The 15,652-nt window shown below is 56.1% G+C and carries 17 protein-coding genes and 1 other annotated feature; of the genes, 13 read left to right on the top strand and 4 right to left on the bottom strand.

All coding sequences use genetic code 11. The annotated features are described in order from the left end of the window. The first annotated feature begins 10 nt into the window (after positions 1–10). From rplT to selO, 13 genes are all read left to right on the top strand, one after another. Entirely contained in the window at positions 11–367 is a 357-nt protein-coding gene (rplT, locus tag WFK85_RS00455; RefSeq protein WP_000124850.1) for a 50S ribosomal protein L20, read from the top strand. Positions 368–607: 240 nt separating this feature from the next. Continuing rightward, positions 608–731: a sequence feature (Phe leader region), on the top strand. Next, positions 613–657 carry a pheST operon leader peptide PheM gene (gene pheM, locus WFK85_RS00450; protein ID WP_106120997.1) on the top strand — a complete coding sequence of 15 codons (45 nt, stop codon included), beginning with the start codon at positions 613–615 and terminating at the stop codon, positions 655–657. (Overlaps the previous feature by 45 nt.) A 60-nt stretch (positions 732–791) precedes the next feature. Then, a complete protein-coding gene (gene pheS, locus WFK85_RS00445; protein ID WP_008456562.1) occupies positions 792–1,775 on the top strand; it encodes a phenylalanine--tRNA ligase subunit alpha in 984 nt (327 codons plus the stop codon). A 14-nt stretch (positions 1,776–1,789) separates the two neighbouring features. Next, positions 1,790–4,177, top strand: coding sequence for a phenylalanine--tRNA ligase subunit beta (gene pheT, locus WFK85_RS00440; RefSeq protein WP_008456560.1), 2,388 nt, complete (start codon positions 1,790–1,792; stop codon positions 4,175–4,177). 4 nt (positions 4,178–4,181) lie between these two features. Further along, complete coding sequence (ihfA, locus tag WFK85_RS00435; protein WP_001229265.1) at positions 4,182–4,481, top strand: integration host factor subunit alpha; 300 nt, start codon at positions 4,182–4,184, stop codon at positions 4,479–4,481. A 134-nt stretch (positions 4,482–4,615) separates the two neighbouring features. Next, entirely contained in the window at positions 4,616–5,575 is a 960-nt protein-coding gene (locus tag WFK85_RS00430) for a bifunctional helix-turn-helix transcriptional regulator/GNAT family N-acetyltransferase (RefSeq protein ID WP_336708068.1), read from the top strand. Positions 5,576–5,677: 102 nt separating this feature from the next. Then, complete coding sequence (btuC, locus tag WFK85_RS00425; protein ID WP_008456557.1) at positions 5,678–6,658, top strand: vitamin B12 ABC transporter permease BtuC; 981 nt, start codon at positions 5,678–5,680, stop codon at positions 6,656–6,658. 26 nt (positions 6,659–6,684) lie between these two features. Next, positions 6,685–7,236 carry a glutathione peroxidase gene (locus WFK85_RS00420; RefSeq protein WP_336708070.1) on the top strand — a complete coding sequence of 184 codons (552 nt, stop codon included), beginning with the start codon at positions 6,685–6,687 and terminating at the stop codon, positions 7,234–7,236. A 10-nt stretch (positions 7,237–7,246) separates the two neighbouring features. After that, positions 7,247–7,984, top strand: coding sequence for a vitamin B12 ABC transporter ATP-binding protein BtuD (gene btuD, locus WFK85_RS00415; RefSeq protein WP_442892203.1), 738 nt, complete (start codon positions 7,247–7,249; stop codon positions 7,982–7,984). 76 nt (positions 7,985–8,060) lie between these two features. Beyond that, the gene (locus tag WFK85_RS00410; protein ID WP_008456552.1) at positions 8,061–8,522 is read left to right on the top strand and encodes a C40 family peptidase; all 462 of its coding nucleotides are present in this window, start codon (positions 8,061–8,063) and stop codon (positions 8,520–8,522) included. A 125-nt stretch (positions 8,523–8,647) separates the two neighbouring features. Next, positions 8,648–9,622 (top strand): LacI family DNA-binding transcriptional regulator, encoded by a 975-nt coding sequence (locus WFK85_RS00405; RefSeq protein ID WP_008456550.1) that lies wholly within the window; start codon positions 8,648–8,650, stop codon positions 9,620–9,622. A 168-nt stretch (positions 9,623–9,790) separates the two neighbouring features. Further along, positions 9,791–10,522 (top strand): EAL domain-containing protein, encoded by a 732-nt coding sequence (locus tag WFK85_RS00400; RefSeq protein WP_336708074.1) that lies wholly within the window; start codon positions 9,791–9,793, stop codon positions 10,520–10,522. Positions 10,523–10,586: 64 nt separating this feature from the next. Further along, on the top strand, positions 10,587–12,032 hold the full coding sequence (gene selO, locus WFK85_RS00395; protein WP_336708075.1) for a protein adenylyltransferase SelO: 1,446 nt from the start codon (positions 10,587–10,589) through the stop codon (positions 12,030–12,032). Here selO and WFK85_RS00390 read toward each other — a convergent pair whose 3' ends face one another. From WFK85_RS00390 to WFK85_RS00375, 4 genes are read right to left on the bottom strand one after another with little or no spacing between them, the layout of a single operon-like run. Next, a complete protein-coding gene (locus tag WFK85_RS00390; RefSeq protein ID WP_336708077.1) occupies positions 12,033–12,812 on the bottom strand; it encodes a heme ABC transporter ATP-binding protein in 780 nt (259 codons plus the stop codon). Further along, the gene (locus WFK85_RS00385) at positions 12,809–13,768 is read right to left on the bottom strand and encodes a FecCD family ABC transporter permease (RefSeq protein WP_008456543.1); all 960 of its coding nucleotides are present in this window, start codon (positions 13,766–13,768) and stop codon (positions 12,809–12,811) included. The genes WFK85_RS00390 and WFK85_RS00385 overlap by 4 nt, the downstream gene beginning before the upstream one ends. A gap of 35 nt (positions 13,769–13,803) precedes the next feature. Further along, the gene (locus tag WFK85_RS00380) at positions 13,804–14,619 is read right to left on the bottom strand and encodes a heme/hemin ABC transporter substrate-binding protein (RefSeq protein WP_336708079.1); all 816 of its coding nucleotides are present in this window, start codon (positions 14,617–14,619) and stop codon (positions 13,804–13,806) included. Further along, on the bottom strand, positions 14,616–15,647 hold the full coding sequence (locus WFK85_RS00375) for a hemin-degrading factor (protein WP_336821300.1): 1,032 nt from the start codon (positions 15,645–15,647) through the stop codon (positions 14,616–14,618). Before WFK85_RS00375 ends, WFK85_RS00380 begins: the two co-directional genes overlap by 4 nt. Positions 15,648–15,652 lie beyond the last annotated feature (5 nt).

The raw sequence follows: 15,652 nt of genomic DNA, 5'->3' as shown, positions 1-15,652 counted from the left end.
GGAGAGCTAAATGGCTCGCGTAAAACGTGGTGTAATCGCACGTGCTCGTCACAAAAAAATCCTCAAACAAGCTAAAGGCTACTACGGTGCGCGTTCTCGCGTATACCGCGTTGCCTTCCAGGCTGTTATCAAAGCTGGTCAGTACGCTTACCGCGACCGTCGTCAACGTAAACGTCAGTTCCGCCAGCTGTGGATTGCACGTATCAACGCTGCAGCTCGTCAGAACGGTATCTCTTACAGCAAATTCATCAACGGCCTGAAAAAAGCCTCTGTTGAAATCGACCGTAAGATCCTGGCTGACATCGCCGTATTCGACAAAGTGGCATTCACTGCCCTGGTTGAGAAAGCGAAAGCAGCTCTGGCATAAGCCAGTTATAAGAGGGAGCTTGCTCCCTCTTTTAATTTATCCCCGTCATACTTCAATCTGTAGCTGCGTTAACTGCACTTGCTGACCCCAGTCACTTACTTAAGTAAGCTCCCGGGGATAATCGAGCTTGTCGCCTTACTACAAATCGAATTATTAGGGCATAACACAATCAATTTATTGACTTTCAACGCCGTAGCTCGTTCAATAGCCAAAGCGAAATTTGTCAAAACAAGGTAACTGCAAGCATGAATGCTGCTATTTTCCGCTTCTTTTTTTACTTTAGCGCCTGATTCAGGGGGCTTTGCGCGTAAGAAAAGAAACGAAAAACAGCGCCGAAAGCCTCCTGTACGGAGGCTTTTTTTTTGCGTTTCGTTTTCGAATCAGACCAACTACCCCGGCAGTTTGCCGGCATAAGAGGAATACCATGCCACATCTCGCAGAGCTGGTTGCCAGTGCCAAAGCAGCCATAAACGATGCCCAGGATGTTGCCGCGTTAGATAATGTACGCGTCGAATATTTGGGGAAGAAGGGGCATCTGACCCTTCAAATGACCACCCTGCGTGAACTGCCACCGGAAGAACGTCCGGCTGCGGGCGCGGTGATTAACGAAGCTAAAGAGCAGGTTCAGGAAGCCCTGAACGCCCGCAAAGCTGCACTCGAAAGTGCCGCACTGAACGAACGTCTGGCTGCAGAAACGATTGACGTTTCTCTGCCTGGTCGTCGGATTGAAAACGGTGGCCTGCACCCGGTAACCCGCACCATCGATCGTATCGAAAGCTTCTTCGGCGAACTGGGGTTCACCGTAGCAACTGGCCCTGAAATCGAAGATGACTACCACAACTTCGATGCGCTGAATATTCCAGGGCACCACCCGGCGCGCGCGGACCACGATACTTTCTGGTTTGACGCGACCCGTCTGCTGCGTACCCAGACTTCTGGTGTGCAGATCCGCACCATGAAAGACAAGCAGCCGCCAATTCGTATTATTGCCCCGGGCCGCGTCTACCGTAACGACTACGATCAGACCCACACCCCGATGTTCCACCAGATGGAAGGCCTGATCGTTGACACCAACATCAACTTCACCAACCTGAAGGGAACGCTGCACGATTTCCTGAATAACTTCTTTGAAGAAGACCTGCAGATTCGCTTCCGCCCGTCCTACTTCCCGTTCACCGAGCCGTCCGCTGAAGTGGACGTGATGGGTAAAAACGGCAAGTGGCTGGAAGTACTGGGCTGCGGCATGGTGCACCCGAACGTGCTGCGTAACGTAGGTATCGATCCGGAAGTTTACTCCGGCTTCGCCTTCGGTATGGGCATGGAGCGTCTGACCATGCTGCGCTATGGCGTGACCGATCTGCGTGCATTCTTCGAAAATGATTTACGTTTCCTCAAACAGTTCAAATAAAGGCGGGATATCCAATGAAATTCAGTGAACTCTGGTTACGCGAATGGGTAAACCCAGCCAACAGCAGTGACGAACTTTCCAGCCAGATAACTATGGCCGGGCTTGAAGTTGACGGTGTCGATGCCGTAGCAGGGGCTTTTCACGGCGTTGTGGTCGGGGAAGTGGTCGAGTGCGGTCAGCATCCAAACGCCGACAAACTGCGCGTAACAAAAATTAACGTCGGTGGCGATCGCCTGCTGGATATCGTCTGCGGCGCACCAAACTGCCGTCAGGGTCTGAAAGTTGCCGTGGCGACTGTTGGCGCCGTGCTACCGGGCGATTTCAAGATCAAAGCGGCCAAACTGCGCGGTGAGCCGTCCGAAGGGATGCTGTGCTCCTTCTCCGAGCTGGGTATTTCCGACGATCATAATGGCATTATCGAGCTGCCAGCGGACGCGCCAATCGGCACTGACATCCGCGAATACCTGAAGCTGGACGACAACACCATTGAAATCAGCGTCACGCCAAACCGTGCCGACTGCCTCGGTATTATCGGCGTAGCTCGCGACGTGGCGGTGGTGAACAAGCTGCCTCTGGTTGAGCCAGAAATTACCGCCGTTGCTGCGACTATCAATGACACGCTGCCTATTCGCGTAGACGCCGCAGAAGCTTGCCCACGTTACCTGGGCCGCGTTGTGAAAGGCATCAACGTTAAGGCACCCACGCCGCTGTGGATGAAAGAGAAGCTGCGTCGCTGCGGTATTCGTTCCATTGATGCGGTGGTTGACGTGACCAACTATGTGCTGCTGGAGCTTGGTCAGCCGATGCACGCCTTCGACCTGAACCGTATTGAAGGCGGGATCGTGGTGCGTATGGCGGAAGAGGGCGAAACCCTGGTCCTGCTGGACGGCAGCGAAGCGAAGCTCAATGCCGACACCCTGGTTATTGCCGATCACAATAAAGCGCTGGCCATGGGCGGTATCTTCGGCGGCGAGCATTCAGGCGTAAACGACGAAACCCAGAACGTACTGCTGGAATGTGCCTTCTTCAGCCCGCTGTCTATCACCGGTCGTGCGCGCCGCCATGGTCTGCATACCGATGCTTCCCACCGCTATGAGCGCGGCGTCGATCCTGCGCTGCAGTATAAAGCGATGGCGCGAGCGACTCGCCTGCTGGTGGATATCTGTGGCGGTGAAGCTGGCCCAGTTATCGATGTCACAAGCGAAGCGCACCTGCCTAAGCGCGCTACGATCACGCTCCGTCGCAGCAAACTGGACCGTCTGATTGGTCACCACATCGAAGATGCTCAGGTTAGCGACATTCTGCGTCGTCTGGGCTGCGAAGTGACCGAAGGTCAGGCGCAGTGGACTGCCGTGGCGCCGAGCTGGCGTTTCGATATGGAAATTGAAGAAGACCTGGTGGAAGAAGTGGCCCGCGTTTACGGCTACAACAGTATTCCAAACAGCCCGGTACAGGCAGGTCTGGTGATGGGCACCCATCGCGAAGCCGACCTTTCTCTGAAGCGTGTGAAAACCATGCTGGTGGACAAAGGTTACCAGGAAGTCATTACCTACAGCTTCGTCGACCCGAAAATTCAGCAGCTTTTGCACCCTGGCGAAGAAAATCTGATTCTTCCTAATCCGATCTCTACCGACATGTCCGCTATGCGCCTGTCGCTGTGGAGTGGCCTGCTGACAACCGTGGTTTATAACCAGAATCGCCAGCAAAGCCGCGTGCGTATTTTCGAGTCCGGCCTGCGCTTTGTGCCTGATACTCAGGCAGACCTTGGGATTCGTCAGGATCTTATGCTGGCGGGGGCTATCTGCGGCAACCGCTATGAAGAACACTGGGATCTGGCGCGTAACACCGTTGACTTCTATGATCTGAAAGGCGATCTGGAGTCCGTTCTGGCCCTGACCGGTAAACTTTCAGACATCGAATTCAGAGCGCAGGCAAATCCGGCCTTGCATCCTGGGCAAAGTGCTGCCATTTATTTAGCAGGTGAATGCATTGGTTTCATTGGTGTTGTTCACCCGGAACTGGAGCGTAAACTGGACCTTAACGGCCGCACGGTGGTGTTTGAGGTGCTGTGGAGCAAGCTCGCAGACCGCGTGGTGCCTGAGGCGCAGGACGTTTCCCGCTTCCCGGCAAACCGCCGCGATATCGCTGTTGTGGTGGCTGAAAACGTCCCGGCAGCAGATGTTTTGGCCGAGTGTAAGAAAGTTGGCGCAAATCAGGTAGTTGGCGTAAACTTATTTGACGTGTACCGTGGCAAGGGCGTAGCCGATGGCTACAAGAGCCTGGCCATAAGCCTTATCCTTCAGGATACGGGCCGTACACTCGAAGAAGAGGAGATGGCCGCTACCGTTGCAAAATGTGTAGAGGCATTAAAAGAGCGATTCCAGGCATCATTGAGGGATTGAACGTATGGCGCTTACAAAAGCTGAAATGTCAGAATATCTGTTTGATAAGCTTGGGCTTAGCAAACGAGATGCCAAAGAGCTGGTAGAGCTGTTTTTCGAAGAGATCCGTCGCGCTCTGGAAAACGGTGAGCAGGTTAAACTCTCGGGCTTTGGTAATTTTGACTTACGCGATAAAAACCAACGTCCCGGGCGCAACCCGAAGACCGGTGAAGATATTCCCATTACGGCGCGCCGTGTGGTGACCTTCCGACCTGGTCAGAAGCTAAAAAGTCGGGTTGAAAACGCGTCGCCAAAAGACGAGTAACCTGAGTTAACAAAAAAGGCCGCATTCGCGGCCTTTTTCTTTTGCTTTTAAGTCCTGTTGCTTAACGACATGTGCTTGACAAACATTTCTGTCAAATGGTTGTATTGTACAACCATATTTCAACGGTATCGATCATGTCTGACAGCACCCTAATCGAATCTATACGCGCCTCATCGCGCCAGGTTGTACGCGAGCTTGGTTTTCTCAACTCAACGCTTGCCGCCACGAACTACTCTGCTTCTGCGGTTCATGCTTTGCTGGAAATTGATTCCCGGGAGAACGTCACTGCGGCCGATCTGGTCCAGATTCTTGGTCTGGAGAAGTCGAGCGTCAGCCGAATGATAGGCAAACTGCGCAAGGCGGGAGAGCTGTTCGAGAGCGTTTCAGACGAAGACGCCAGAGCCAGACGACTCCGTTTGACCGCCCAGGGTAAACAAACGGTCAGGGAAATCCACAGATACGGCAGAATGCGGGTAGAGAAGGCTCTGGCGCACCTGAATACTCCGGCGCAGCAATCAGTGGCTGCTGGCCTGTCTAACTATGCTCAGGCGCTGAAAGCCTGTCGTGGTGAGTTGACGGGCGACGAGGGAAGAAAAAACTTCGAGATAATGACGGGATACCTGCCGGGCGTAATTGGCCGCGTGGCGGAAATGCACGCTAACTATTACTCAAAGCACTATAACTTCGGCTATTTTTTTGAAGGGAAAGTCGCCGCCGGGCTGGCGGAGTTTTCAGGGCGGCTGGATCGCCCGTGTAACCGCATCTGGGTGGTGCTCCACAACGGCAAAATAGTGGGCTCTGTATCCATCGATGGTGAGGATCTGGGCAATCACGAAGCCCATTTACGCTGGTTTATTCTCGACGATGAGTGCCGTGGCAGCGGTATCGGGCGAGCGCTTTTACGTGAGGCGATGCGCTTTTGCGATGAGTATGGTTTTTCCGCCGTGCAGCTGTGGACTTTTAGCGGACTGAATGCCGCTCGCCATCTTTATGAGTCGATGGGATTCAAGCTAACCAGGGAATGGCAGGGCGAGCAGTGGGGAAGCTCAATGCTGGAGCAGCAGTTCACTCGTAAACGGCCAGTAGAAAAGTAATTCGGGACAGGTGCGGTATTAAGGCCTTTTCTTTGCTTGTTCTCTTCGGCGAACTCCCCGTAAAATCAGGCGCATAAACGGGGCAGAGGGAGCCTTTACGGAATGCTGAATTTTGTAACCAGACAACGCAGGTTTGAGCGACGCTGGCTAGTGGCCCTGGTCTTTGCCACGGCGACGATGCTGGCCTTGAGCCTGTGCGCCGGGGATGTCTGGTTTTCCCCTCTTTCCTGGTGGAATGATGAGGCCCGGCTCTTTATCTGGCAAATCCGCCTGCCGCGAACGTTGGCCGTTCTGCTGGTGGGGGCGGCTCTGGCCGTGACCGGCACGATTATGCAGTCGCTGTTTGAAAATCCGCTGGCCGAACCCGGTTTACTTGGCGTCTCCAACGGCGCCGGCGTTGCGCTGGTTGTTGCCCTGTTGCTCGGGCAGGGGATGCTGCCGGGCTGGGTGCTGGGGCTGTGCGCCATTCTCGGTGCCTTAGCGATCACTTTTATTCTGTTACGTTTTTCCCGTCGTCATCTCTCCACCAGTCGTCTATTACTGGCAGGTGTCGCCCTCGGCATTATTTGTAGTGCCCTGATGACCTGGGCGGTCTACTTTAGCTCAAGTCTCGACCTGCGCCAGCTGATGTACTGGATGATGGGAGGCTTTGGCGGCGTGGACTGGCGTCAGGGCTGGCTGATGGTGACGCTGCTGCCGGTGGTGGTCTGGCTGTGCCGACAGCATGCGCCGCTCAACCTGATGGCGCTCGGAGAAAACTCAGCCCGGCAGTTGGGGCTTTCCGTCTGGCTGTGGCGCAATATTTTGGTTGTGGCTACCGGCTGGCTGGTTGGCGTCAGCGTGGCGCTTGCCGGCGCAATTGGATTTGTCGGTCTGGTGATCCCGCACATGCTGCGACTCGCGGGGTTAACCGATCATCGCGTTTTGCTGCCTGCCAGTGCGCTGGCTGGGGCCGCGATCTTAACCGGCGCGGATGTGGTGGCAAGGCTTGCGCTAAGTTCTGCCGAGCTGCCCATTGGCGTAGTCACCGCTACGCTCGGCGCGCCGGTGTTTATCTGGCTATTATTGAAAGCCGGACGTTAATTCGGCTCACAGAGGAAGAGGATGATATGCAAAGCAATGTTCTGAATACCGAAGTCACCACCATTGACGGCGAAAACACCACGCTGGAGAGCTGGCAGGGAAAAGTGCTGCTGGTGGTGAACGTCGCTTCCAGGTGCGGCCTGACGCCGCAGTATGAGCAACTGGAAAACCTGCAAAAAGACTTTGAAGCTCAGGGGTTCAGCGTGCTTGGTTTCCCATGTAATCAGTTCCTGGGGCAAGAGCCAGGCAGCAGCGAAGAAATTAAAACCTTCTGCAGCACTACCTACGGCGTGACGTTCCCGCTGTTTAGCAAAATCGATGTCAACGGCGAGCACCGACATCCGTTTTATCAGAAACTGATTGATGCGAGCCCGGCAGCCGTTGCCCCGGAAGGCAGCGGCTTTCTGGAGCGAATGAGCAGCAAAGGGCGTGGCCCGCTTTACCCTGACGACATCCTGTGGAATTTCGAAAAATTCCTGATTGGCCGTGATGGCAAAGTGATTCAGCGTTTCTCTCCGGACATGACGCCGGAAGATCCTGTGGTGCTGGACGCCATTAAACAGGCGTTGGCTAAATAAGTTGTCCCTGCTGCAGCTGACAGGCGTCACCGTCGCGGGCCGGGTTGGGCCAATATCTGCGGCGGTGGAGCCCGGAGAACTTATCCATCTTGTCGGGCCGAACGGAGCAGGCAAGAGCACGCTGCTCGCGCGAATGGCAGGGTTAAGCGCCGGGCAAGGCAGCCTTCTGTTTAACCAGCAGCCGCTTGACGACTGGTTGCCTGCCGGGCTATCCCGACATCGTGCCTGGCTAAGCCAGCAGCAGCTTCCTCCTTTTGCAATGCCCGTCTGGCATTACCTGCAGCTACATCAATCCTCGCCTGAGTCCGAAGCGGCAATGCTGCGCCTGGCGGCGTCGCTATGGCTCTCAGACAAACTGACCCGGTCGGTCAACCAGCTTTCCGGCGGTGAATGGCAGCGCGTTCGCCTTGCCGCCGTGCTGCTGCAGATTGATCCCTCGGCCAATCCCGAAGGGCAGCTCTTGCTGCTGGATGAGCCGATGAACAGCCTTGATGTCGCCCAGCAGGCCGCATTAGATCGCCTGTTGCTTACGTTTTGTGAGACGGGTATTGCGGTAGTGATGAGCAGCCATGATTTGAACCATAGCCTGCGTCATGCCCATAAAGTGTGGCTCTTGCGTGAGGGAAAAATGATCGCTCAGGGGCCGAAGGATGAAGTGCTGACGCCAAAAAATTTAGCCGCAGCTTACCAAATGCCGTTCCGACTCTTGCGTATCGAAGGGCACAGTATGCTGATAAGCCCGTTATAACATCGTGGAAAGCTTGCAATAATTCCGGGCGACAGGCTAAATTACTGGAAACAGCAAGACCGGGAGTTGTCTGAAAATGCGTTTGTGGCTTATTGCAGTGGCATGCATAGTGTTGGTGGGGTGTAGTCATAATGCCCCTCATCCGAACGCCAGGCTTTCCGATTCCATCACCGTTATCGCTCAGCTAAACGATCAGCTCCGCAGCTGGCACGGCACGCCGTACACCTACGGTGGCATGAGTCGACGCGGCGTGGACTGTTCGGGCTTCGTGCTGATGACCTTCCGCGACAGGTTCGATCTGATGCTGCCGCGCATGACCAGCGAGCAGGCAGAAATCGGCACAAAAATCGATAAAGACGACCTGCTGCCTGGCGATCTGGTGTTCTTCAAAACCGGCTCGGGCGAAAGCGGCCTGCACGTCGGCATTTATGACACCGACAACACCTTTATTCACGCGTCTACCAGTCGCGGCGTTATGCGTTCCTCTCTGGACAACGTCTACTGGCGTAAAAAATTCTGGCAAGCCCGCCGCATATAGCCTTTCTTGTTTGTTCTTGACTGAAAATCGTGACCGTTCCCGCAAATCTGCGGGCAACGTCAACGGTATTGGCAATATCAGGTAATATCGGGATGCATTGTGCTTTTCCCGCTAAGGATTGTGTCATGGTCACCCTCGAAGATGTTGCTGCTCACGCCGGCGTCTCCCGCGCCACCGTATCCCGCGTGGTGAATGGCGACACTAAGGTTAAATCGCAAACCCGCGTTAAAGTGGAGGCCGCGATTGCTGAACTGGGCTATTCCCCCAATCCTGCAGCCAGAGCGCTGGCGTCCAGCCAGAGCCATTCCATTGGTCTGGTAACCACGTCATACACCGGGGGTTTCTTCGGGACGCTGATGGATACGGTGCAAAGTGAAGCTGAATCCCACGGCAAGCAACTGCTGGTGACGCAGGGGCGTGGCGTAGAAGAGAACGAGCGCAATGCCATTCAGCGACTCTACAATCTGCGCTGTGATGGCTTGATTCTCCATGTCCGTGCCATCGCGGACGAAACGCTGCTTCAACTGGCGGAACGAGGTAACCGGTTTATCATCCTCGACAGAGACGTGCCCGCATTAAGCCCGCGCTGCGTGGTCTTCGATCATCGTCTTGCCAGCCACATGGCCACCCGCTATTTGCTGGATGCCGGCCACCTGGCAATCGCCTGCCTGCATGGCCCGACCCAGCGCGCCTCCAGCCTCTTACGACGCCAGGGCTTTCTCGATGCCATGGAAGAGCAGGGCATTACCCCGGTGGCGGTGGTGGAAGGCGAGTACGATATGCCCAGCGGCTATCGGCAAACCTCGGCCTTGCTGGATGAATATAAAATCAGCGCCCTTTATTGCTGTAACGAAGAGATGGCCGTCGGGGCGATGCTGGCCATTACCGAGCGGGGCTTACGCATTCCTCTGGATATATCCCTTATTTGTTATGACAGTGGCGATCGTGCGGCATTTGTCCGCCCGGCGTTAACCAGCGTTTATTTCCCAATAGGCGACATGGCCCGCTTTGCCACGCGTAAATTACTGAATGAACATTGTGAGAATGAATCTTTTTTACCTTGCATCATTGCTCGTGATTCCGTTCGGAATTTACGTTAAAAACTGGCTATGTACGGATATCCAGGATAAGCTAAAAGTTATTAAAACATAAAGCTTAAACGTTTCAGGGATGAGTGTGAAATTCACAGCGATAGCAGCTATCCGACTATTTTCGGATTGGCGCTGTATCTCTCTGCCGTCCAACCAGAAATCCACAGGGCTGGCAAAATGATTGTTTCACTTGATAGTGTTTATTGTTCTCACCTCTACTATCGCCCCGCCGTCAGGCCGGACGCTAGCATTTTGGGCGTCGAAATCGTTGCTAACTTCGTGGGGGCCGACGCGCCGGTTCGTATTCCAACCGAATTGTTAATTCCTCATCTTGCGCCTGAACAGCATCTCGAACTGTTTAGAGAAAAATTAACGCAAATAGAAGAACATCAGCATTTCTTTATCACCCGGTACCTTGTTGTCTGGGTTCATATTAATGAAACTATTGTTGATGCGCTAATTAACAACCAGGATTTATATATCCGGCTAAAGGCTTTGCCGTTTATTGAATTAATGATTAGCGAAAGCTTTCCTGATTTAAATAGCGGCAAAACGAATTTAAGACTGGCCTGGCTGGCTGAACGTTTCCCACTCGGTTTGGCTGACTTTGGTGCAGGCAATGCCACCACAAAATCTATTTTTGATGGTCTGTTCCGGCATGTGATCATGGACCGATTTTTTGTTCAGAAACAGCTTCCTGGCCGCACTTTCTCGCCCTTTATGCTTGCCATTCTTGGACAGGTTTCGCCGTTTTGTCAGGCATTGTTGATTGCCGGGATAGATACCGCCAGCGCGCGACGTAAAGTGCAGGGTTTAGGCTTTGCCGCGATGCAGGGCAAACTCTGGCCGCTGGTGCCGCCGGAAGGACTGGCCTCACTTTTCCCCCCTCATGACGGTCTGGTTCACTAAAGCCCCTGCTGCTCGACTGTGTTTAAAATGCATTACTGGGGCTACACTGTCGGGCGGAGGAACCATGACCAATACTTTAGCTTTTCTGAATACCTGGCACGATGAGCTGCCGGGGTTCTATAGCGAATTAACCCCCACGCCGCTGAAAAACGCCCGGCTGCTTTATCACAGCCAGCCGCTGGCAGACGATCTGGGGATTAACGCCTCGTTTTTTGCTGCACCACAGCAGGGGATCTGGAGTGGCGAAACGCTGCTGCCCGGCATGCAGCCGCTTGCCCAGGTTTATAGCGGGCACCAGTTCGGCGTCTGGGCAGGGCAACTGGGGGACGGGCGTGGTATTTTACTGGGAGAGCAGCAGCTGGCGGACGGACGCAAGGTTGACTGGCATCTCAAAGGCGCAGGCTTGACGCCGTACTCTCGCATGGGCGATGGCCGGGCCGTGCTGCGCTCCACTGTTCGCGAATTTCTCGCCAGCGAAGCCATGCATGCTTTAGGCATTCCGACGACGCGAGCGTTAACTATAGTCACCAGCGATACGCCGGTACAGCGTGAAACGGTTGAGCAGGGGGCAATGCTGCTGCGGGTGTCCGAAAGCCATCTGCGTTTTGGGCATTTTGAGCATTTCTACTATCGCCGCGAGCCGGAAAAAGTTCAGCAGCTTGCCGATTACGCCATTCATCACCACTGGCCGCATCTGCAGGGGCTTGAAGAACGCTATGAGCTGTGGTTTACCGACGTGGTGGCGCGTACCGCCGCGCTCATTGCCAGCTGGCAAACGGTGGGCTTTGCCCACGGGGTAATGAACACCGACAACATGTCGATTCTTGGCCTGACCATGGACTACGGCCCGTATGGCTTCCTCGACGACTATCAGCCTGAATTTATCTGTAACCATTCCGACTACCAGGGCCGGTATGCCTTCGACAACCAGCCAGCGGTAGGGCTGTGGAACCTGCAGCGCCTGGCGCAGACGCTGTCGCCGTTTATTACGGCCGAGAAGCTGAACGCGATTCTGGATGGCTACCAGCCGGCAATTATGCGTGCTTTTGGCCAACGGATGCGTGCCAAACTGGGGCTTTTCACCGAACAGCAGGCCGATAACCTAATCCTGAGTGAGCTCTTCGCCCTGATGAGCAAAGAAGGCAGCGATTACACGCGTACCTTCCGGATGCTGAGCGTGACGGAGCAGCTCAGCGCGGCGTCGCCGCTGCGGGATGAATTTATCGACAGGGCAAGTTTTGATGTCTGGTTTGGGCGCTATCGTGAGCGGCTTCAGGCGGAGCAGGTGAGTGATGCCGAACGCCAGCAGAAAATGCAGGCGGTGAACCCGGCGCTGGTCTTACGCAACTGGCTGGCACAGCGGGCAATCGAAGCTGCCGAAAAGGGCGATACTCGTGAACTGGCTAAACTCCACGAGGCGCTGCTCCAGCCGTTCTCCGATCGTGAGGACGATATGACGCAGCGCCCACCTGACTGGGGAAAACGGCTGGAAGTCAGCTGTTCAAGCTGATCACTGGCGCAGGCCTACCTGAGGAACCGGGTGTTCCGGATGTCGGAACACCCGCAGATCGGCCTGATACCAGCGCTGCAACGTTTGCTCTTCCAGCACTTCATCAGGCGTTCCGTTTGCCACCAGCCTGCCTTTATGTAGCAGCACGATACGGTCGGCCCAGAGTGCCGCCAGATTCAAATCGTGCAGCACAACGCAGACCGATAACGTCCCCATTTGCGCCAGGCGACGCAGCAGGCGCAGCACATGCTGCTGGTGGTAGAGATCCAGCGCCGACGTAGGCTCGTCCAGAAACAGCCAGCCGTGAGGCTGCCCATCGCACCAAAGCTGCGCCAGCGCCCGGGCAAGCTGCACCCGCTGTTGCTCGCCGCCTGACAGACGACAAAAATCTCTGCCGCTCAGAGAGTCGCACCCGGTCAGCGCCATGACTTCCGCCACGACGTCGGCCGTTGACGCCTGCGGCCACGGCGCACGGCCCATAGCGATCACGTCTTCTACCGTCCAGCTAAACGCCATGCTGCTTTGCTGGCGCATCACCGCGCGTTTGCGGGACAGCGCTTCGTTGGACCACTGATTCAAATCCTGGCCTGCCAGCGCAACGTGCCCGCTGTCAGGCTGTTGAAACCCGGTTAACAGCCGCAACAGCGTGGATTTGCCCGCGCCGTTTGGGCCAATCAGCGCCACAACTTCACCCGGCTTCAGGCTGACATTGACGTTATCAATCAGATAACGGTGGCCCAGCTTTAGCGAAATATCGTGCGTGGACAAAACTTCATTCATCTCGCGCTCTCCTTGCTGCGAAAGATCATCGCCAGGAACCAGGGGCCGCCTATCAGGCTGGTCAACAGGCCTACAGGCATTTCTGCTGGCGCGACAATCGTTCTCGCCAGCGTATCGGCCACCAACAGCAGCATGGCACCGGCCAGCACGGAGCCGGGCACCAGCCAGCGATGATCGGACCCAAGCCACATGCGCACCAGATGCGGAACCACCAGACCAACGAAGCCGATCACGCCGCTGATGGCTACCGCCGCAGCAACCAACAATGCGCTCAGGATCAGCAAATGCCGCTGGGTTGTTTTGACATCCACGCCCAGGTAATGCGCTTCCTCATCACCAAGCTGGAGCAAATTCAGGCGCTTTGAAAGCAGCCAGATGCCCAGGCTTGCAGGAAGAATAAGCGACGCGGTAGCGAGCAGCGTGGACCATTGTGCCTGGCCCAGGCTCCCCATGCCCCAGAGAGAAAGCTGGCGCAGCTGAGTGTCGTTGCTTATCCACGACAGCACGCCAACCGCCGCGCCGCACAGCGCATTGATGGCGATGCCCACCAGCAGCAGGCGAGACAAACTGTTGGTGCCTTTCCGGCTAAGCAGGAAAATCGCCAGCGTCACCGCCAGGCTGCCTACAAACGCTGCCAGCATAGGGGCATAAAGCGCTAAAACCGCCGGCAGAGCCAGCGGCATAACAATCGACAGCCCCACCGCCAGCGCGGCCCCGCTGCTGATCCCAAGCAGGCCCGGATCGGCAAGCGGGTTACGGAACAACCCCTGCATCACGCAGCCCGACAGCGCCAGCGCGCCGCCGATCAGCGCCGCCAGCAGCACCCTCGGCAAACGGATGTTGAGCCAGATGTCACGCAGCGTGTCGTCATGCGTCTGCCACAGCACGGCCACAGACAGCCGCATGGCGCCGAGGTTAGCGGCAATAAGCGCCATTGCCAGCAAAACCAGCCCCATCAAAAACAGGGCATGGTGAGGCAAAGGTCGGCGTATCACGGCAGTTGCTCCGCTTTTTTGCGCAGGGCGAGGATCGTCTGCGGGGTATCAATGCCAAAGCCGAGCAGCGCCATGTCATCGACGACCATCAGCTGTTTATTTTTCCCGGCTGGCGTTTGCGCAAGCCCTGGCAATGCCCAGACTTTGGCTTCTCCGCCGAGGGTTTTCACCCCATCAGTGGTGACCAGGATCAGGTCAGGTTTGCTGGCGATCACGCCTTCCTGAGACAGCGGCTGGTAGCGCTTGAAGCCCTGCATGGCATTGTCCAGTCCGGCGGCGTGAATCGCGGCATCCGCGGCGGTTTCCTGCCCGGCAGCCATGGCGGTCATGCCGCCGTGGCTCATAATGAACAGCACTTTTTTGCCCAGCGGTTTGGCCGGGATCGCCGCTAGCTGGTCGTGAAGCGTTTTGCGCAGCTTGTCGCCTTCGGCTGTTTTACCCAGCGCGGTAGCCACGGCAGCCACTTTGGCATCAATGCTCTCGAGGTTATTTTCCGCCGGAACGGTAACCACTTTCACTTTGCTGGCCTCAACCTGCTTCAGCGCCATGGATGGCTGAGCCTGAGCGCTGGCCAGTACCTGCGTCGGGCGCATGGCTAGAATACCCTCGGCATTAAGCTGGCGCAGGTAGCCCACATCCGGCAGTTTTTTCACGGCATCGGGATGAAGGCTCGTGCTATCACGAGCCACCACATCCTGACCCGCACCCAGAGCCCAGGCAATCTCGGTGACGTCGCCACCGATGGTTACCACGCGCTCGGCCGCACCTGCCATCAATGGCAGGGCGAGGATGGCGAGCAGCAGGCGTTTCATGCCGCTAACCCTTTGCCGATCAGGGCTTCAATTTGCAGACGCCACTGCTCCTGCTCCGGCTGGCCTTCAGTACGCTGGCCGTACAGCTGGGCAATTTGCGTGCCGTCGGCGGCAAACAGCTCGAGGCTGGTCACGTGGCCGTCGGCGGTTGGTTTGCGGGTTACCCAGCTTTCGGCGATGGTATCGCCCATCAGGTGCAGGGTGAATTCCGGGTTGAACACGTTGACCCAGTTTTCCATCGGGACCACTTTGCGGATTTCACCGGTGAAGATCTGCACGCAGCCGCGGTTGCCGACGAAAATCATGATCTCGTATGCCGTCTTCTGCTTGTAAAACAGCAGTTGGGACAGCGCTTCGTTATCTACGCGACAGGCCAGATCGTCTTTCACCAGGCGGAAAGCCTGCTGGCGAGTCAGCTGATGGCGTTTAAGCAGCTGGAAGAACTGGTGTACATCCGTCATCGCGCGCCATTCTGCGTCCACCTTGTCGGCCTCGACCGTAGGCGTCATTACCGCTTCTTCAACGGCTTTGATCGCCAGCGCCGGGTTGTCGGTGTGGATGAAACGGGTCAGCACCTGGCTCCATGATTCAACATGGGTGTTGTCGGTGGTATATACCTTCAGCAGCGCATCACCCTGATGGTCAAAGAATTGAATGCTCTGGCGTTCGCCGCGAGCGGTCTCTTCCCGGACGTGGAACACGCTCGCCCACTGGTTCAGGAACAAACGCAGATCCAGCGCACGAGGATTCAGTACCAGCCCGGCGTGGCCGTTAAGGTGCTGGTTCTCAAAGCGGCCTACCTGCTCGTGAACGGCATATTCGTTGCGGCAGATGCACTTTGTTTCCCCCACGGCTTCCAGCGCGGCGAAGATCTCTTTCACATCGCCATTCAGGCGCCATGCGTCGTGCCCGACGCGGGCATGGGTCAGTTCCGCCTCGCTGATGTGCATCAGTTTGGCGATATCCCGGGCATATTTTTTCGGGTGTTCTTGCTTAAGCTGGATCCAGCTGTCGTAACGCTGACTCATGAATA

Origin of the sequence: Cedecea sp. VD22 (genome assembly GCF_037150195.1) — a bacterium.
GTDB lineage: Bacteria > Pseudomonadota > Gammaproteobacteria > Enterobacterales > Enterobacteriaceae > Cedecea.
Note: the sequence above shows the minus strand (reverse complement) of the source record. Positions and strands in the feature narration are given on the sequence as shown.